General features: G+C 43.3%; 19 protein-coding genes. 5 read left to right on the plus strand and 14 right to left on the minus strand.

The window, feature by feature from the left end; all coding sequences use genetic code 11:
* Positions 1-42: 42 nt before the first annotated feature.
* The 3 genes from BLQ81_RS05925 to BLQ81_RS05935 form a co-directional block, all read right to left on the minus strand.
* On the minus strand, positions 43-1,047 hold the full coding sequence (locus BLQ81_RS05925; RefSeq protein WP_092729034.1) for a 4-hydroxyproline epimerase: 1,005 nt from the start codon (positions 1,045-1,047) through the stop codon (positions 43-45).
* A gap of 132 nt (positions 1,048-1,179) precedes the next feature.
* Complete coding sequence (locus BLQ81_RS05930) at positions 1,180-2,625, minus strand: aldehyde dehydrogenase (NADP(+)) (RefSeq protein WP_092729035.1); 1,446 nt, start codon at positions 2,623-2,625, stop codon at positions 1,180-1,182.
* A gap of 95 nt (positions 2,626-2,720) precedes the next feature.
* The gene (locus BLQ81_RS05935) at positions 2,721-3,611 is read right to left on the minus strand and encodes a dihydrodipicolinate synthase family protein (RefSeq protein WP_092729036.1); all 891 of its coding nucleotides are present in this window, start codon (positions 3,609-3,611) and stop codon (positions 2,721-2,723) included.
* A gap of 245 nt (positions 3,612-3,856) precedes the next feature.
* Here BLQ81_RS05935 and BLQ81_RS05940 point away from each other — a divergent pair, with 245 nt between their 5' ends.
* The 4 genes from BLQ81_RS05940 to BLQ81_RS05955 all read left to right on the plus strand — a co-directional run bounded on the left by BLQ81_RS05940 (position 3,857) and on the right by BLQ81_RS05955 (position 6,595).
* Positions 3,857-4,717 carry an AraC family transcriptional regulator gene (locus tag BLQ81_RS05940; protein WP_092729037.1) on the plus strand — a complete coding sequence of 287 codons (861 nt, stop codon included), beginning with the start codon at positions 3,857-3,859 and terminating at the stop codon, positions 4,715-4,717.
* Between the two features lie 366 nt (positions 4,718-5,083).
* Positions 5,084-5,632, plus strand: a complete 549-nt coding sequence (locus tag BLQ81_RS05945) for a hypothetical protein (protein ID WP_092729038.1) — start codon at positions 5,084-5,086, stop codon at positions 5,630-5,632.
* Between the two features lie 51 nt (positions 5,633-5,683).
* Entirely contained in the window at positions 5,684-5,875 is a 192-nt protein-coding gene (locus BLQ81_RS05950) for a hypothetical protein (protein ID WP_139183569.1), read from the plus strand.
* A gap of 189 nt (positions 5,876-6,064) precedes the next feature.
* A complete protein-coding gene (locus BLQ81_RS05955) occupies positions 6,065-6,595 on the plus strand; it encodes a hypothetical protein (protein ID WP_092729040.1) in 531 nt (176 codons plus the stop codon).
* 62 nt (positions 6,596-6,657) lie between these two features.
* Here the strand turns inward: BLQ81_RS05955 and BLQ81_RS05960 are convergent, their stop codons facing one another.
* The 6 genes from BLQ81_RS05960 to BLQ81_RS05985 form a co-directional block, all read right to left on the minus strand.
* Positions 6,658-8,232: a M1 family metallopeptidase gene (locus BLQ81_RS05960; RefSeq protein ID WP_092729041.1), complete on the minus strand. Its 1,575-nt coding sequence runs from the start codon at positions 8,230-8,232 to the stop codon at positions 6,658-6,660.
* A 444-nt stretch (positions 8,233-8,676) separates the two neighbouring features.
* Positions 8,677-9,159 (minus strand): GNAT family N-acetyltransferase, encoded by a 483-nt coding sequence (locus tag BLQ81_RS05965; protein WP_092729042.1) that lies wholly within the window; start codon positions 9,157-9,159, stop codon positions 8,677-8,679.
* A 52-nt stretch (positions 9,160-9,211) separates the two neighbouring features.
* Complete coding sequence (locus BLQ81_RS05970; protein WP_092729043.1) at positions 9,212-9,649, minus strand: UPF0158 family protein; 438 nt, start codon at positions 9,647-9,649, stop codon at positions 9,212-9,214.
* A gap of 90 nt (positions 9,650-9,739) precedes the next feature.
* Positions 9,740-10,387: an alpha/beta hydrolase gene (locus tag BLQ81_RS05975; protein ID WP_092729044.1), complete on the minus strand. Its 648-nt coding sequence runs from the start codon at positions 10,385-10,387 to the stop codon at positions 9,740-9,742.
* 96 nt (positions 10,388-10,483) lie between these two features.
* On the minus strand, positions 10,484-10,786 hold the full coding sequence (locus BLQ81_RS05980) for a DUF3784 domain-containing protein (protein WP_092729045.1): 303 nt from the start codon (positions 10,784-10,786) through the stop codon (positions 10,484-10,486).
* 113 nt (positions 10,787-10,899) lie between these two features.
* A complete protein-coding gene (locus BLQ81_RS05985) occupies positions 10,900-11,394 on the minus strand; it encodes a cytidine deaminase (protein ID WP_092729046.1) in 495 nt (164 codons plus the stop codon).
* Positions 11,395-11,513: 119 nt separating this feature from the next.
* Between BLQ81_RS05985 and BLQ81_RS05990 the strand changes: the two genes are divergently transcribed.
* The gene (locus tag BLQ81_RS05990) at positions 11,514-12,875 is read left to right on the plus strand and encodes a saccharopine dehydrogenase C-terminal domain-containing protein (protein WP_092729047.1); all 1,362 of its coding nucleotides are present in this window, start codon (positions 11,514-11,516) and stop codon (positions 12,873-12,875) included.
* Here BLQ81_RS05990 and BLQ81_RS05995 read toward each other — a convergent pair.
* The 5 genes from BLQ81_RS05995 to BLQ81_RS06015 form a co-directional block, all read right to left on the minus strand.
* Positions 12,872-13,918 carry a DUF4249 domain-containing protein gene (locus BLQ81_RS05995; RefSeq protein ID WP_092729163.1) on the minus strand — a complete coding sequence of 349 codons (1,047 nt, stop codon included), beginning with the start codon at positions 13,916-13,918 and terminating at the stop codon, positions 12,872-12,874. The genes BLQ81_RS05990 and BLQ81_RS05995 overlap by 4 nt on opposite strands.
* Before the next feature lie 4 nt (positions 13,919-13,922).
* Positions 13,923-16,325, minus strand: coding sequence for a TonB-dependent receptor (locus tag BLQ81_RS06000; RefSeq protein WP_092729048.1), 2,403 nt, complete (start codon positions 16,323-16,325; stop codon positions 13,923-13,925).
* A gap of 346 nt (positions 16,326-16,671) precedes the next feature.
* Complete coding sequence (locus BLQ81_RS06005; protein ID WP_092729049.1) at positions 16,672-17,379, minus strand: tRNA1(Val) (adenine(37)-N6)-methyltransferase; 708 nt, start codon at positions 17,377-17,379, stop codon at positions 16,672-16,674.
* Positions 17,379-17,981: a DUF2179 domain-containing protein gene (locus BLQ81_RS06010; protein ID WP_092729050.1), complete on the minus strand. Its 603-nt coding sequence runs from the start codon at positions 17,979-17,981 to the stop codon at positions 17,379-17,381. The genes BLQ81_RS06005 and BLQ81_RS06010 overlap by 1 nt, the downstream gene beginning before the upstream one ends.
* Positions 17,982-18,056: 75 nt before the next feature.
* Entirely contained in the window at positions 18,057-19,220 is a 1,164-nt protein-coding gene (locus BLQ81_RS06015; RefSeq protein WP_092729051.1) for a CynX/NimT family MFS transporter, read from the minus strand.
* Positions 19,221-19,285 lie beyond the last annotated feature (65 nt).

Consider the following 19,285-nt stretch of genomic DNA (forward strand, 5'->3'; position numbering starts at 1 on the left):
TCGCCGCAAATCTTGATACTTATATCTTATTTCTAGCGTCTTTTAAATTACTTGAAATCCATGGACATACGGGTCGTCGTCGTCCAGAATGATAGTGTTGTATCCGTAGACTTTTGCCCAGCCTTCGATGCTCGGGATGATGGCAGGTTTGTCGGCAATTTCAGTCACTTCCTCGATCCTTCCGATAAATTTCGATCCGATAAAGCTTTCATGAACGAATTCATCTCCCGGCTTCAGCCATCCTTTGGCAAACCATTGGGCCATCCGTGCCGAAGTGCCCGTGCCACAGGGCGAGCGATCAATGGCTTTGTCACCGTAGAAGACTGCATTTCTTGCGGTACTGGTTGGATCCAATGTTTTCCCAGTCCAAAGCACATGAGAAAGCCCTCGAATCCGATCATGTTCGGGATGGACAAAATCGTACTTCTCATTCATTTTTTGGCGGAGATTTCGAGCTATGGTGATCAATTGCTCCGCTCTGAAATGTTCGATTCCTGCGAAGTTTTCCTGTGGATCAACGATGCAGTAGAAGTTGCCTCCATATGCAACATCGACAATTAGCTTTCCAAGCTCTTCGGTTTCGATCTCTAACGCTTCTGCGGCCAGGAAACTTTTCACATTGGTCAGCTTGACCGATTTGACTTTTTTGCCTTCCTGCTTGTATTCGACCAACACCAAACCCGCAGGAGCTTCCATTCTCAGAAAGCCCGGAGTTTTGGGATGAATTAATCCCTCCTCAATGGCAATCGTGATCGTCCCAATCGTGCCATGACCACACATGGGCAAGCAACCTGAGGTTTCGATAAAAAGGACCGAAAAGTCGTTTTCAGGATCATGCGGAGGGAAAAGCATGGAGCCGGACATCATGTCGTGGCCCCGAGGCTCAAACATCAGCCCGGTTCGAATCCAATCGAGATGCTCGAGAAAATACGCTCGCTTTTCCAGCATGTTGTTTCCTTGCAGAAAAGGAACTCCACCGGAAACTACGCGGACAGGATTGCCACAAGTGTGGGCGTCTATGCAGGAGAAGGTGTGTCTTGTTGGCATGTTAGAATTGTAAAATTCTAAAATTGAAAGATTGGAAAATTGCTGTCACCTTGAGAAGAATAGTAACAGTAGAATATGTTCAATATCATAGTGGAGGCAAATAGCTACCCATCTGCTCGTATTTCGTAAATCTTACTTCGTCATTAGGCCATTCACCATCCTCCAGATCCCCAGCGGGTTCCCATCTCGTAGCGCGTCAGGTAATAATTCCTGCGGCATATCCTGAAAAGCAATCGGGCGGACAAAACGCTTGATGGCATGAGCACCGACGGAGGTGCTGTTTGGGGCGGTTGTGGAGGGATAGGGTCCGCCGTGTTGCATGGCATATCCTACTTCAACGCCGGTTGGGACGCCTTTGAATAGTAACCTGCCGCATTTTTCCTCCAATAGATTGAGGAGAAAAAGCTGATTTTGAAGTTCTTCGGCCTCAGCCCAAACGGTAATTGTCAGTTGCCCGTGAAGCTTTTTAGCAATCTCCAAGAGTTCATCTTCGCTTTTGTACACCACCATCATGGCAAATGCGCCAAAAACCTCTTTTTGAAAGACAGCATCACTTAACCAGTCTTTTGCCTTGATTTCTGCCAAAGCTGTACTTCCATTGATCAGATGCTTCGGATCGGCCACTTTGACCCAACGGAGTTCTTCCCGGGATTGTAAATATTGGATCGAATCGTAATAAGCCTGAGCAATCCCGGGGTGTAGCATCGGTGCCGAGGCAATATCATTCAGTTCGTCTGCGATTGCATTTTCAAAGGCTATGGCATGCTCCTTTGGTACAAAGATTAATCCCGGGTTGGTGCAAAACTGACCCACTCCCAGTGTCAGTGACCCGATGAAAGCCTTTGCCAATGGCACTACTTCGTTTCCGAGTTTTTTGGGAAAGGTGAAAATCGGATTCACTGAGCCCATTTCTGCATAGACAGGAATCGGTTCTTCCCGCTGATTAGCGAGGTCAAAAAGTGCTTTGCCGCCCACATGGGAACCTGTAAATGCTACGGCTTTTGCAAGGTGATGCTTCACCAAGGCTTGTCCTTCTGCAATCCCACCTTCGATATGTGTAAACAAGGCCGAAGGCAAACCTGACTTTACTATGGCTTCGTGAATGCAATCAGCGACTTTTTGGGAAGTTTCGGGATGGGCAGGATGGGCTTTGTAGATAACCGGACATCCGGAAGCGAGGGCAGAAATGGTATCCCCTCCAGCTGTGGAAAATGCCAAGGGAAAATTGCTTGCACCAAAAACAACCACAGGTCCAAGCGGAGTCAGAATACGGCGGATGTCTGCTTTGGGCAATGGGGATCTGTTTGGATCGGCAGGATCAATTGTAGCTTCCACCCAGGATCCTTCCTTTACCAAGTTGGCAAAAAGGCGAATTTGTCCTGTTGTACGTCCCAATTCTCCATTGATTCTACCTTCGGGAAGGTTGGATTCTCTGACCGCCAAAGGAACAATTTCAGCCCGATGGGCTTCCAGTATTTCTGCCAAAGTTTCTAAAAACGCAGCCTTTTCTTTACCCGAGACATTTTTATAGAAAAGGAATGCTTCTTGGGCTGCGCTGAAAATTGAGTCGTAGGTCATCGAATTGGAAAATTTTAAAATTGAAAGATTGAATTAAAACCGGAGACCGAAGACAGAAGATGCTTCGATCTTCGGTCTTCAAGCTTCCCGCTTTTTTACAATTTCGGTCTTTTTGCCAAGCCTTCGGTAATAATTCCCTCAATTCTTTCTCTTTCCTCACCGATCAGTGTCAATCTAGGCGCACGGACATGCTCAGAACCGATTCCACAGTGTTGCTCGGCAAGCTTGATGTATTGAACAAGCTTGGGATGAATGTCCAATTCCAAAAGGGGTAAAAACCAGCGGTAGATTTCACGGGCTTTTTCATATTCACCCCCTTGAATCAGGTCGTAAATGGTCACTGTTTCCTTCGGGAAAGCACAAACCAAGCCTGCAACCCAACCCACTGCACCCATCAGCAGTTCTTCCATAGCCAAGGTGTCCACTCCACAGAGAATCTGGAAGCGGTCTCCAAATCGATTGATCATGCGGGTAACATTGGAGATGTCCCGGGTCGATTCTTTTACAGCTTGAATAGTTGGACAGTCGGCTAATTCTGCAAACATGTCTAATGTCACCAAAGTCTTATAATCCACCGGATTGTTGTAGATCATCATCGGGAGTTTGGTGGAATTAGCGACGGTTTTAAAATAGGTCACTACTTCTCTTGCATCGGCGCCGTAGCGCATAGGAGGTAGGATCATCAAGCCTGAAGCCCCGAGTTCTTCAGCTTTTTTGGCCCAAAAGAGCGCATCCTGAGTTGCACCTTCTGCGATATTCAAGATGACAGGAACTTTACCATTGATGTAATTGACTGTTTCGCGAGTTAGTGTGATTTTTTCTTCTTGGGACAAAACAGAGCTTTCGCCCAATGTCCCGCCGAGGATTATCCCATGAACCCCACTTTCCATCTGAAAGTCGAGGTTTTTGAAAAATAGATCCATGTCCAGACTTCCGTCTGCGTGAAATTTGGTCGTCACTGCGGGAAATACACCTTTCCAATTCATAGAATGTTGAGTTATCCCCCAAGAAGAGGGAGGGTTAAATATTTTTAGGGGTGATTCTTAGATTTAGGTTTAGCAAAACACGAAGAGCAGCATAAATCAAGAATCTTTGAGCGTTTTACTTTATTTCAAAATTAGAAGGTTCAAAACCTCATTTCTTTCACAGAATTAGTACTTTGTGATACTATATTGATATTAATTTAGAAATTTGATTTTATTTCTATTCAAAATAATACTAGTTAGCGATCGTGACTAAAGTTATTTCTTTCCAGATTCCAAAATCCAAACGGGAATTTGTCCGGTATCAAGAGGACAGAGGAAGACATTTTTATGACAAACTCCATCAACATCCTCAGTTGCAATTGACAGTAATATTGGAGGGGAAAGGTCAATTTCTCAGTGGAGATTATGTGGGCCGATTTCAGGCTGGAGATGTGTTTTTTTTGGGAGAAAATGCACCACATGTTTTTAGAAGTGATTTGGAATATTTTGGAGGAGAGGAAGGGTTTAAATCAGCTGGAAACACAATTTTTTTTGATTTTGATGCTTTGGGAAAAGCATTGGGTGAATTGGAGGAACTACAGACACTTCGGAGGTTTAAAAATTTTTCAGGATTATGTTTTCAGGTTTTTGGAGACAGCAAAAATTCCATCTTGGAGCTTTTCAAAGCTTTTTCCAAAAGCTCAAAATTGATCCAGTTTCAGCTTGCCATCCAATTATTGTCAATTCTGGAAGAATCAGGACAAGATTTGGTGTCATTGAATCGCCCCTTAGTTTTGCGAGGGCTTTCGGAACGAGACGGTAAGCGCATAGATCAGGTGATACAATTTCTTCTGGAAAATCGGTTTCGACAGATCAAATTGGATGAAGTAGCCGCAGAAGCTCATCTGAGTAAAGAAGCTTTTTGCCGCTTTTTTAAGCTTCGTACGCGTACCACCTTTACGCGCTACGTGCTTCAGCTTCGGATAAATGAAGCCCAAAAACTATTGAAAGAAACAGACTTGGGAATTTCAGAGATAGCCTACACCGTAGGTTTTGAGAATTTGTCCTACTTCAACAGGGCTTTTAAGGGGATTGTCGGAAATTCCCCAAGAGCGTTTCGAAAGTGAATTTTGTAATAGCTTACTACTTCTTGTTCGGCAAAAGCTCAAGGTAAGTATTGAGAAGCTGATAGTCGATTACTGCTTTGTATCTCCAATACCTTAGCTTTTTCTGTTTGGTGTCTTTCTTTAGGCAGGAGTTGGAAACCTGTTTTTCTAATTTAATAAATCATTAACCCCCTCATCATTTCCCTTTTTTGGGGAACTTTTACCCGATTTGTTTAAGGCACACTCGATTTCTCAAACCTGGAGATTTTCTTGGAATCATAACCTAAAGTCCAAAAAATCAAATTTATAGCCAGTAAAAGCATTTCCTGAGGACTCTAAAAAAATCAAGGCATTGGCTTTGGTTAAGGTATCTGAAATAACAAAATCATGAAAAAATTTTACATCACCGCTTTGGCACTTATACTCAGTGTGAGTGCTTTTGCTCAGACAGAACGTAGCTTGGAAGAAATCGACCAAACTAATTCTTGGTTAAAAGTAGGGGCATTGATCGGTGCTCCATCTAGTGCAGTTGGCAGTTATTCTTCTTTTGTATTGGGATTGGACTTAGCCGCTCAGTTTTTGAGAACAAATAATTTTGGAGTAGGAATCGCAACGGGCTATTCCAAATACTTTGAGAAATCAGAAGCTCCTGCTTACCAGGGGATGAATGATGGTTTTGGAGCTATTCCACTTGGTCTTTTATTGAGATTCTATCCTCAGCCAGAAGGCATTTTTGTCGGAACTGACATTGGATACACGTTTCTTTCCGGAGTTACTTCTGTGAACACAGGTGGAGCATACATCCGTCCGATGGTAGGTTATCACAACTACGATTGGAACGTTTTTGCTTACTACAATCACATCTTCAGACCCGAGACTACCATTGATGTTCAAAGTGTTGGTCTAGCCATTACGCGTAATCTTAGATTCAACTAAGAAGTAATATATCAGCATATGAATGCATCTAAAATCACCAACTTCCTAGCTATGAGTCTTATAATGGGACTTGGGCTTATTCAAGGAGCATTTGCTCAGGACAAAGGGCTTGACATTAAAATAGATTTAAGTCCGGAGCCGGTTTGGTACGAACAAACTTGGCTGCTAGTAGCAGCTGGAGCTGCGGTATTTATCCTAATCCTTGTTGCGATTTTGAAGAATAACGGCAAAAAGATAGGCTAATGAAGTGAGGACCGGATTTTAGTATTTGGATCTTTACTTTTTATTTAATAATTAAGGTTACTGGCTTAAGTAAAAATTGAAAGGGAAAATGCGGTTACACTGCTTTTCCCTTTTCTTTTTTAGTCATTAATCAGAAATCTTTGCTACCATTAATCCGTATGCTTTCGGAGGAAAAATTAATTTTACTTTATGAGAAAGTTATTCTTGGGGGTGTTTTTTGGGATGTTGATTCAAACGAATGTTTTAGCACAGGATTATCCATTTCTTAGAGTAGAAACAAAACGGAATATTCTGACCCAAAAGGTTGAGGTTTTTGAAGGTTCAAAATCATTGAGAAAACAAGATGTAATGCTAATTCTGTCCGAAGATCCTGAGGCATTGGCCCTCTACCAAAAGTCACTTCGGAGACAAAAAATCAATACTGCCCTATCGGTTTTAAACGTTGGATTATTTGCCGGCTCTACTTTCTTGGTAATTTCTCCTCAGAGCCAGTCCTCCACATTTAGTAATTTGTTTTGGCCGATTACCCTCGGGACTTTAGGTGTTGGGATTGTTTCAGGGATTTTAAGTGGAGATGTACGAAATCTTACCAGAGAAGCTGTTGATCTCTATAACTTTGGAAATCAAAATGGCCCCCTGGTTTACTTTCAGGAAAATCGAATCGACCAGCAGATCTTTAGTTTTAAGATTCCGCTTTCCGGAAAGCCCTCATTATTTTAGGAAGCACCAGGCGGTTGTTGGCCGTACTCAGACTTAGGTGTATCACTTTACCCAAAAGGATTTTATCGCTTCATCATCATCCATCCAGATGGATCGACTACGGGAGGTGTGGTGCTTAACACATCCACTTCTTTGGATCCTGCAATGATTCGCTGAATGCCCTCGGATGTCAGCACTTCCAGGGGCATTTCGAAAGCTATTCCCTGAAGCGAAATGCTATATTTCGATTTGCCTTTTTTACTTACTTTCAACCGTGGCAAGTCCGTAGAATAAAGGTATAAATGGAAGAATCCCTGAAGATTTTTTCCGGAATAAGCTTGCACAAATTCGATGAAATCGTTTGTGTTTACCAGATTCTGATAGGTGAATCGCTCATCAGAGGCGAATGCTTTGAGCATTGGGAAAAAGCTTTCGTCTCCCAAAATTCCCCGAAGTGAATGAATGACCATCGCCCCTTTGGTGTAGATCTCCGGATGATAGGCCTGCTCCTCGGTTGAATTAATTGGACCTACTACAGGTCTGGCGTGCGGGATATTTTTGGACTCGGATTTAACCTTTGTAAAATAGGCCTCGGGACCGCCATGCTCCCAGTAGAATAACCAATCTCCATAGGCAGTGAGTCCTTCATGGATCCACATGTCGGCCCAGTCTCCCACGGAGACCTTGTTTCCAAACCATTCGTGACCAAGCTCATGGTGCAGAAGCCAATCGTACTGCACTTTTCCCAACTGAACAAACTGGAAATTGTTCCCATAGGCATTGATGGTTTGATGTTCCATGCCCAAGTAGGGCGTTTCGACCACCGCTATTTTATCCTCGGGGAAGGGAAAGGCTCCGAAGTATTTCTCTTGTGTTTCAGTGCTGGTTTTTAATACCTCCAATAAAGATTTGGCTTTGTTACGGTTTTCCTGAAGTACCCAGACATGCATGGGTACAAGTGCTCCTGAGACAGACAGAAAGTCCATTTTTTCCTCATGAAAAATGCCCATCGTGAAGTTGATATTATATACATTGATCGGGTAGGAGGTTGACCAATGGTAAGTAACCTTTTCATTTTTCACCACTGTTTCTACTTGCCGCCCATTGGATGCCACAAAATAAGGCTTGGGCACAGTAATAATGATATCTACTCCTTCGCTCGGTTCGCTGGATGGATGGTCCAGGCCTGGCATAAAAATTTGTGAACCCTCTCCTTGAGAAGACAAACCCATCCAGTGGTTTCCCAGTTGGTCCTTTTCCCAGGTAAACCCTCCTTCCCAAGGCGGATTGACGGCAATCGGAGTTTTCCCTCCATAAAATACCTGAACCTGATCACAAGTGCAGTCGATTGGGAAAATGTCCAAAATATCATTTTGATGATTGAATTGCACTTCTTTTCCATCCATCAGCACGATGGAAACCTGATACGCTTCTATTAGATTGAGCCGTAGCGTGTCAAGTTTTTCGCTTGCAGAAAAAGTCACCGTATTGGACCCTTGGATGGATTGTGTTTCAGGAAGAAGCTCCAATTCCAGCCGGTAGTGCCGTACTTCAAATTTTTGCTGTAGCGGATCTACAGGCCCTCCCCAGTCCCAATTTTGAGAAAAAGAAAGCTGAGTAAAAAGCCCGAAAAGTAGGACTAGGGTTATTTTTTTCATCCGTTTATAATTGTTTTTAAGCGGTCATCCCGATAGCTATCGGGAGGAATCTTCGCATAGATTCCCCGATAGCTCGGGGCATCTTTCTGTGTGTTCCCGTACCTACGGGGTCATGGGCATTTCATCTGTTTATAATTTGATTTTTATTGGTCAGATGGAATCTTCGCATGAATTATAATCATCCCAGTGTGTGACGCTTTGGGTCATGCTTGATTTCATCTGTTTATAATTGATTTTTTATGGTCAGATGGAATCTCGCATGGTGAATAATCATCCCTCTGTGTGACACCGAAAGGGTCATGCTCGATTTCATCTGTTTATATTTTGTTTTTTAATGGTCAGATGGAATGCCCCGGATAATCATTCCCCTGTGTGAGAGGCCTTTCTCATGGGCATTTCATGTGTTTATAATTTTTTCTTTGAGGCCACACCTGCCTGCCAAGTTCAGGGTAGTTGGAATAGAATTTCTTTCAATGGAACGCCAAAGTCTTCGGAGTGTTTTTCGGAGACTTTACGAAAGCCAAAGCTTTCGTAGAGATGAACGGCAGAATCCAATCCCGAGGTGGTGTAAAGATAGGCACCAGAGAACCCTCTTTCTTGGTAAAAATCCATCCATTCCCTGATCAGTTTGCGTCCGAGTCCCATTCCGCGGTAATTTTTTTCCAAAATGAAATAGCGTAACTGAGCCTTGTTTTCTGTTCGGTGCATCAGCAAGAGAAACCCGACCAGTTTCCCCTGATCTTCCACTACCCAAACTTTATCATTTAACGGATCATACTGTCTGAAAAACTCCAGTAAGCTTTCCATCACATAGGCTTCAAATCCCAGCCCAAAGCCATGCTCCTCAAAGTATATTCGTCCGTGTAGTGCCGCTACTTGACCCAAATCTCCGGGTAAAAGCGTATGCCTAATGCTGATTTTTGACATGATGGTGGGTCCAAAAAAGAAAAGCCGCTAAGATTCTCGGCGGCTTGAATATTTAATCTTCGGTATAGTTGAATGAATCGACTTGCTCTTTGACCCAATCGGCATACTTTCCTTTTCGGTATTCCTGCCATTCAGCTTTGTATTTGGATCCGTCGATCAGAAACTTAAATCCGGTGGATGCTTTTGGCTTGCTTAATGCGTTGACCAGATCCTCGGCGAGGTTGCGTTCTTTTACTTTTCGGTCGATAAAATCCTGCATCATCTGATGCTCTTGGGCCGGTTCCATTTTGGTAAACTCAGCGAAATTGTCGGGATTTTCATCGATTTCGTCCAAGACATCCTCTTCTGCCTCAGTCAAGTCGTAGTTGAAGTAATCTTCATCATCAGGCATTTGGTGAATCTTCTTCTTGTCGATTTGGTAGAAGCAGATCATTCCTTTAAGTAATTGGGCAGCAATATTGTCTACCTCTTTTTCATTAAGCGAAAGCATGGATGGGGTTTAATATTTTTTCAAAAATACTTAAGGTTGAATTTCAACAATTTGTTTGAATGTTAACAATCTCGAGGCCAAAAATTAGCCTTATTTATTCGCATTTATGATTTTATCCAAAACTTCTGTATCCAGCTCATGGCCACCGTCAAAAGTCAGCCTTTCCACCTGCTTGCCAAGATTTCGGATCAGTTCTTCTTGCTTTTGTATGCTTTCGGAGGTGATCAGATCATCCTTTTCTCCCAAAACCAGAAACATCTCTGTCTCTGCGAAGGCCTCATTTGCCGCCTCAATATTCAAATCAAGCGCAAAACCCCCAGACCACAGCACGAGCGTATCAATTTTTCCAGACCAATTACTTGCCCATCGTGTAGCCGTAGCAGCACCTTGTGAAAATCCCAATACATGAACCTTTGGTTTTTCCTCGTAGTGCTCCATAAAGGATCCGATCAGTTTGTCCAATAGTCTGTGATTATTGGCGATGGCGGTTTCTCGCTCGTGTTTGGTCATCCAATTGGCCCCAACCCGACCTTGAAAGCCTTCCAAATAATTGTAATTTGTACCCTCCGGTGCAATGAAGAGTCGTTCGGGAGAATAAAATGATTTGAATTTTCGAACGAAAAACTCAGCAAGCTGCCCATATCCATGCACGACCAGCCAGATTTCTTTTTCTTTGAAAGTCGGTTCATGAGAGAGGAAGAAGTGCGATTCGTATTCAAATCGGATGGAATGCTTCACTTTTCTGAGATTGATGGTCTTTAATTCAAAAGTACGCCGTTGATGTTAACTTTTGTTTGTTTTCGATCTAACTGCCGCATTTTCAGATAAGCTCGGTCATTTTTTATACTTTCTCAAGTTAGGCACAATAATAAAGTAGGGAACTCCTGTAAATACAGCAATAAATAGGGCATTGGTTTGAAGACTTGGATTCCCTGTGAATTCAGTGAGTAGGATACCAACTGCAATAATCAATGCCATTCCAAACATGCCATTTCGGAATACATTAGCAATCGCTTCAATATTGATTTGCTCTTTTTCTGAGGATGACATGGTATTGTATCCGGCAATAAGAGAATACATTTTCCCATATTTCACCATTATCCCCAGGACAATAAAAAGAATTGCTATTCCTGCCATAAATGCGATATTGAAATTGAGAGACTTTTTTAGGGTGTTAGAAAGTATAAAAATTTTTCTAAAAGATTAGGTTACTCCAATCCTGAAAGGAATATAATACCTACAATTAGGCTTTAGTATTCTAATCCAGCGCTATTGAGATCGTCAAACTTTATGGGCAATAGTGCCGAAATGCCCTTGATCCGTAATACGGTTCCGCCTGCACTTAGAATCAACATCGTTATCGGTTTTTTGAACCGGTTTTCTGTCTCATTGATAGCCTGTCGACACATGCCACAGGGTGATACACCGGCCCATTTTTCCTCTCCTGCCCGATGCGCAACTATTGCCAGCATCACGGGTGCGGAAGTTGGATAATTTGCTCCTGCATAGCCCAAAGCTATTCGCTCGGCGCAGGTTCCTACCGGATAGCTGACATTCTCCTGATTGGAGGATTGGAGTACTTCTCCATTTTCCAGTAAAAGCGCCGCACCAACGTTAAAGTTGGAATAAGGTGCATAAGCCAATTTTGAAATGGTTTGAGCCCTGGAAAGGAGAGCTTGCTCAATATGATCAAGTTCCTCGGGGCTCAGTTCCTCGATTTCGGAATTCAGAATTATTTTTTTCACTTTAAAAATAAGTTTAGGCCAAACCTAACGATCAAAGTAAGGAATTGTTCCTAAAATCCTGCGTATAACGCTTTCTTAGCCGAAAAATATTCCCAATTTCGTTGAGCAAACCCGATGAAATGAATACAATAGTAATCCTTGGAGCAGGTAAGTCCTCCACCTATCTGATTGATTTTTTGGCGGATAGTTGTGCGGAAAAGAACAGAAGTTTGATTCTTGCAGACCTAGACGTGGAATCAGCCAAAGCAAAACTTAAAAATCGAAAAGAAACTCGGGCTGAGCAGTTGGACTCAGCAAATGATGCGCAAAGAAGAGCGTTGATTTCCAAAGCAGATGTGGTGATTTCCATGTTGCCAGCATTCATGCACCCATTGGTTGCGAAAGATTGCTTAGAGCTGGGGAAGCATTTTTTTTCAGCCTCTTACGAGTCGGATGCCATGCGGGAGATGAGTGCTGAGGTTGAGGCAAAAGGCCTTTTTTTTCTGAATGAATGCGGACTCGACCCCGGAATTGACCACATGTCGGCTATGAAAATTATTCATGAAGCGAAGCAAAAAGGGGAGGAAATTATTTCATTCAAATCCTTTTGCGGTGGACTTATAGCTCCGGAAAGCGAGGATAATCCCTGGAAATATAAGTTTACCTGGAATCCACGAAATGTGGTTTTGGCAGGACAGGGAACTGCCTGTTACATTGAAAAAGGCGACTTAAAATACGTTCCCTACCATCAACTTTTCAAGCGTCTGGAATCTCTGAAATTCCCCGGCCTTGGGGATTTTGAAGGATATCCAAATCGGGATTCTTTAAGCTATCGGAAAACTTATGGCCTTGAAGCTATCCCAACCATGCTACGGGGCACGCTTCGCAGAACTGGTTATTGCAAAGCTTGGGATGTGTTTGTTCAATTGGGCATGACGGACGATTCTATACAAATGGAATTACCAGAAAAAGCCACACTTCGTCAGTTTTTGAATGCTTTTCTTCCTTACCATTCCCAACTAAGAATTGAAGAAAAGCTTGCCGAAATCATTCCAGATTTGGACTTTCCAAGTTTTGAAAAACTGCAATGGCTTGGATTCTTCGAAAACAGACCCTTGCCAAAGACCACAGGAAGTCCTGCACAGCTCCTTCAGGCGATTTTAGAAAAAGACTGGGCCTTGCGGCCCGAAGACCGGGATATGATCGTGATGCAGCATCAGTTTGAAATCCGGACCAAAGAAGGGATCAAAGAAATCACTTCCAGTCTAGTGAGTTTTGGGGAGGATTCGGTGTATACCGCCATGGCCAAAACGGTAGGACTGCCGCTCGCGATCGCGGTGGACTTGTTTTTAGATGAGAAAATCCGACTCGTCGGACTTCATCTTCCTGTAATACCTGAGATTTACGAACCGATTTTGTCGAAACTCGAAAAATCCGGGATTCTGTTCGAGGAGAGAATCCTCGAAGTAAAAAAAGAAAATCCAAGTGTTCCATCGGACTAGGGGTTCCAATCAGCCGGCGGAAAGAGTTTGGCCCCATCAACTGCCCTGCAATCGTCCGGGATAATCACCGTGTTTTGGCGAAAAGTCAGATCTGATTTGTCGATATAGATTCTCTTTTTTGATGCCCCCGCAGCAATAAAATAGCCCAAAACCACCTCCTCAGGATCATCTAAGCTTACCATGTTTCCACGGATTGTCGCAGGGGGAGGGTCAAAAATCGATCCGTTGATTTCTGCCTGCTGCTTTACCAGACGTAGAAACCGATAGGCTTCCTTAGAGACCGCGTATTGATTTACATCTACTCTCAGTTTATTCACAAACCGGATTCCGTTATCCTCAATAAAACCTGTGGGGATACGAGTTTTCAACCCATTGAAGCTGTCATCTTGCGCGATGAAAAGACTTTGGTTTCCTACAGCTTCAGTCTTAAAACAAGTATAACAACATGCCTTAGGGGCAGGAGTCAGAGTCCTTTGGTCGAAATGAAGATCCGGTCTTGCTTCCAGGACATGGACCACAGGACTCAGCCTCCAAAAGTAAAAGTTCTTTTGGTCAGCAGGATCATTGATTTCGGAGATCAACTGAACTCCAGATCTTGGATTGGTTTCGCCTTTGACCGGGATTTTTACTGTTTTAAGTTCGATGTTTTCTATTTGAGGGGCTGATTCGACCCGTTCAGGTAGGGAAGTGTAGACCTTCCCTTCTGCGGTTTGTATTTGCAAGGTGTATGAGTTGCCGATTTTGGCTTGGAATCCAACAGGTGTAAAATAGCTTCCCCGAGTTTCCAATCCTTCCTCCAAAAGGATAACATTTCCTTCATTGTCGCGGATCACTACAATTGCGCCTCTTACCGGCCGGATCAAACGCTCAAATATGCTTCCATACGTGGCACTTTGAGAAATCGTAACTGCATGTGGACCAGGCCCCGAATGTATCAGCCCATCTACCGTTAACAGTTGAGGTCCTCCAGGCACATTTACCTGATAGGGATCTATGCAGGCCATTGGCAATAAAAGCAGGATATAAATCAGTTTTTTTACCATCGGATTAGAATTTAATCGCATAGCTCAAACTTGGAAGTGGCACACCCAAAATCGCCAGCCTTAAGGCTTGGGGCGGGGAACCATCAGATTCGCCAAAATAAATCGAGTAGGAATTCCTCCGGCCATAAACATTCAACAATGAAAAGGTCCAATTCCCATCAAAAAAGCGTCCCTGACCTTTGAATTTGAAATTCACCGCGAAATCCAGCCGGTGAAAATCGGGAAGTCGCTGCTGATTTCTGGAGTCAAAGTAGGCTAAATTGATTCCGGAGTACTCGAATTTTGCTTCTGGGAAAGTCACCGGACGGCCTGTGCTGTAGGCAAAAGTTGCAGAAATTGAGGTATTGGTACTCACCTTATAATTCCCGATCAAAGTCAGATCGTGTGGTTTGTCAAAGTTGGAAGCGTACCACTCTCCATCATTGATGTTCTCTTCTTCGTAAGGGGTGATTACTCTTCTGAGTGATCTTGAATAAGTGTAAGAAGCCCATCCTGTAAGTCTTCCCAAATTCTTTTTCACATAAAGTTCCACACCGTAGGCCTGACCTTCTGCAGGAATCAGCTCGGTTTCAATGTGATTTTGCATGATCAAGGTTGCACCATCCTTGTACTCTACCACATTTTGAAGATCCTTGTAATATACTTCAATCGAGGTTTCGAAGATGTTTCCTTTGAAGTTGTTGTAAAAACCCAGGGAATACTGATCTGCGATCTGTGGCCCCAGAAAATTATCACTGAGCTTCCAGACATCAGAGGGCGCAATGGTAGCAGTATTGGAAATCAGGTGAATAAATTGGTACATTTTGTTGTATCCCAGTTTGATCGAGCTTGCTTTGCTAAGCGAATATCGGAAAGATGCTCTTGGGCCAAGTCCGCCGTAAGTTTGGATGACTTCACCATCCTTGTAGCTCGTTTCACCGATCGAGCTTCCGTCAGAGAGGGGTTCGTTTTCTGCGTATTGACGGACTACTCTAGATCCCAAATACTGATAGGTGTCGTAGCGCAGCCCGTATGCAAAACCGAACTTTTCACCCAATTCAAAGTCATGCTGAAAGTGAATACCAGCTTCCCGACCGGCTTCATTCTGTACTTTTTTGAATAAAATATCCTCCTGAGTCCCTTTTGGGACGAGTTCTCCCGGTTGAATATTCACTTGTTTGTATTCTCCTCCAAAGACAATTTTACTGGTTTCGCTGAAGTTATACCCCAGAAAAAACTTGCCTCCCAAATCCTGAATTTCAGAATTGATTTCAAAGTCACTGATTCCGCTTAAGTTGAAAATCCCATAGTCGTAAAGGGTATAATAACCAAGTGCTTCAAAGCTCAGTTTGGAACTCAACTTGCTTTTCCACTGAAGAGAATGTGCGGTATTTCTCCAGGAAATGGTCGTGTCCGAGGCAAATGCAAAGTCATCGTAGCTGGTATAATAGCTGTAGGTGAATTCATTTTTATTTGAAATGGGTGCACTGATGACCAAATTGCCATCGTAAAAATTTGCCTGCGAATTTCTTACGGTTGGGTTGCTTAGCGATTGGAGTAACCAGTTGATGTAAGAAATCCGGAATCCACCCAGAATAGAAACTTTGTCTTTAATCAGAGGACCGTTCAGCGAAATTTTGCCTGAATAATTACTCAGCATCAGATCACCTCCCCATTTGCTTACACTCCCGGCCTTGGGCAAAATATCCAGAATAGCGGAACTCCTCCCACCGTATTTTGCCGGAACGACGGCCTTATATAAGGTCACATCATTGACCACATCTGCATTGAAAGCTGTAAAAAGCCCAAACATGTGGGAAGGATTATAGATCGGTGCTCCCGCAAATTGAATCAGGTTTTGATCCACTCCACCGCCTCGGACATTAAGACCGGAAGAAGCCTCCCCTACTTGACTGACACCCGGTAAAGTAGCTAAGGAGCGAACAATGTCAATTTCTCCCATAAACGGGGGAAGCTCCCGCATCGTGTTCATGCTTAATGTAATCGCTCCCATGTCTGTGGACCGAATATTTTTCTCAGGATCTCTGCCGAAAATCACCACATCATCCAACTGAAAATCTTCCTGAATCAGCCGGATTGTCATTCTCCCATCTCCCACAGCAGTAATTGGGTAATCGATGGTTTCGTATCCTACATACCGAAACTGGATGGTGTATTCAGCCCGGTCAAGCAGAAGTTCAAATCCGCCGTTTTTGTCAGTGACACGAGTTAGGTCAAGTTCGGGGACTGTGACAGTAGCTCCAACCAATCCTTCTCCGGTGATCTCATCCATGATTCTTCCGGAAATTTTGATTCCTTTGAGCTGACCGATATCCCTTCCGATGACTTCCCGTTTGCTAGGACTGGTAGTCTGAGCCCAGCTGGCTTGTCCTATGAAAAAGATAAGAATGACCAGAATTTTTTTCATTAATAAGGTTTTTAATCCCCATAGTACCCCAAACAGCACTACTCCTACTTAAACTCCAAAAATACCCGACTATCGGCAAGGAAGTTTCATTCTTCAATTTACCGTTCGGCTTTTTAAATCTTACAAAATCCCCCTCTTCATTGGAGATCTTTGTGATGGTGTCATCTTCTTAAGTACTGACCAATCTGTCCAATAGCCTAATAATAATGCTCAGGAAAAGAATTGGATGCAAGTGATTAAGTTAGTTGCTTCAGCCAAAAATATAAAAAAGGGGCACTAATTCACCCAAATTTTAAAAATGTGACATTTATTTGGTAAAAATTAGAGGAATGAAAGGCTTATATTTTTAAAAACCCAACAAAAATCCGGAAAGTAAGGCTGAATAGGATCTGGAATGACTCGAATCGGAATCTTTTAGAATGATATTTCCTTCCTTTTTATCGGCTTGGGAAAAAGAAAAACTTCCGATTTCACGGTGAATCGGCTTTTCGACACTGTCCTGCACTGTGACTTTTTGCTGGAGGTACAGGCCTGATCGCTCTGCTAAAACCTCCAAATCCAGCATCTGTCTAGGGGGTAGGATCACCCAAAAAATCCCCGATTTTGTAAGCAAGAGAACTGTTTTTTCTATCAATTCACCGAAAGACAACTCGTCAGTGTGAAGGGCTTTGTTTCGTTTTGAATCCTGGGATTTGAGATGATGCGGGAAAAAGGGCGGATTGCTGACAATCAGATCGTAATTTTCTCTCAAAGCAAATTCCTGAACCCGACCGTGAAATAATTCCAACCTTTCTGAAAACGGGCTTTCTCGAAAATTCTCAGTGGCCTGCTCTGCTGCATCGGGATCAATTTCGATAGCAGTGATTTTTGAATCCGGAAATCTTTGCGCAAGCATCAGTGCTATAACTCCTGTGCCTGTACCGATATCCAGAATTTTTTCGGGTTTTTCAGCCTTTGCAAGTGAGCCCAAAAGAACTGCATCGGTACTGATTTTCATGGCGCAGCGATCCTGATGAACTCTAAACTGCTGAAACTGAAACCAGGAATTACCCATCAGTTACGGGCCTTGCTGAAAAATTTGGACCGAAAACCTGATCTGTCCTCCATGGTATTAAGGTCATCTTCTGAAACTCTTTTCACGCTTTCTATCGTGTAAAACGCCTTTTCATCCACCTCTTTTACCTTGGAGATAAATTCCGGAAGGGTGTCTCTCTTCATTACTGTGAAAAGCAAATTAACCTTTCCATAACGACCCTCTGCGCCCACATTGGTAAAACGGTAATTCTTGTCTTTCATAAATTCCAGTAATTCAGGGTGAGGTTCGGGAGTGATCACTCGTACCAAAACCCTACCTATTGCCAACTTTTCCTCCAATGTCATCCCGACAAATGTCCCCGTCGCAAATCCACCCGCATAGGCAATATAAGAAAGTGGGTTATCGACATTCTGAAAGATTTGCCCGATTGCCAATAACCAGATCATCGCCTCAAAAAAGCCCAGAATGGGTACGATGTTCTTCTTCCCATTCATCATAAACATGATCCGTAGTGTATTGATCGATACGTCGCCAATTCGGGCCACAAAGATCAAAAGTGGCATCAGGACATAATTGAGGAGGTTTTCGGAGATCCCGAAGGAATGAAGCAAGTCTTGCATGGGTAGGTTAAAAGCTTTCGCAAAAATACCTCTTTTCTTCGGCTTAGGAGCTGAAATAAACTGAATTTGATAAGGTTAAATCTTACGGTTTCTTCCGGCAGGCAAGCCAAATAATATGAACTGAACTGTCATAATCAATAAAAACCAGATCAGAATATTCCAATTGTCAAACAAATCAAGCGAAATTCCAAAGATCAAAGGACCCAATGCTGCCAAAATGTACCCTGCAGATTGGACCATTCCCGAGAGTTTGGCGGTAGTTAAATCTTCGGCTGACCGAAGAGAAATTAAAGTGTATGCAATGCTTAGACTGGCACCACTTCCTATTCCGATGATGGTCAATGCTGCAAAGGCAATGAGTTCGTTTTGGATAAAAAGCGCACTGTAGCCGACCAGGTAGCCGATGCCTACAATGAGGATGACATTGGATTGTTCTTTGAGACGAATCAGATAATTGGGAACGAAGAATGTTCCGATCAGGGAAATCAACTGCATGTAAGACAAGGCAACTCCTGCTTTGACAGGACTCATTCCCCTTGCGATCAGCATGTCGGGAAGCCAAGTCACCATCGTAAAATACATCACCGATTGGGCTCCCATAAATAGGGTTATCTGCCAGGCCAATTTGGATTTCCAGACATTCTTGGCTTTGAGTAAATCCCCCTGAAAGCCACTTTTACGGCTGCTCATCTGAGGAATCCACACCACCAAAGCCAAGACCATGAGGACACCCCATGATGCCAATGACCCCCGCCAACCTAATCCCAAATCGACGGCCAGCGGAACACTGATTCCCGACGCAACTGCTGCGAAGAGTGACATTCCTGTAGAAAGTATCGCTGTCATCAAGCCGATTTTTTCCGGAAGTCTCGCTTTGAAAAAAGGGATCATTAACACATTGGCGATCACGATACCAATTCCGGTCAAAGCGGTACCCAGGTATAGCAATTCGATTCCGCCGAGGACTCGTACTATTACACCGATGGTAAGAAGAAATATTCCTAAAAAAATAGCTTGGCCATGCCCTAGTCTTTTCCCTATCGATGGGGCAAAAAGAGAAAATACAGCAAAAGTCAAAAGGGAGAGTGTCGTGAGAAATCCCGCCAGTCCATTGGAAATCCCAAGGTCTTCGCGAATAAATGGAATCAAGGGTCCAACCGAAGCTATCGAAGTCCTGAGATTGATGGAAATCAGAATGATGCCGAGGATTAGAAAGGCTTGGCCGGAAGATTTTTGCATTTACGATTTTAGAATTATGTTCTTCTTAATTCGATGTTCATTATTTTTTTCTGTATATCTGCTTT

This window comes from Algoriphagus alkaliphilus, assembly GCF_900103735.1.
Lineage (GTDB): Bacteria > Bacteroidota > Bacteroidia > Cytophagales > Cyclobacteriaceae > Algoriphagus > Algoriphagus alkaliphilus.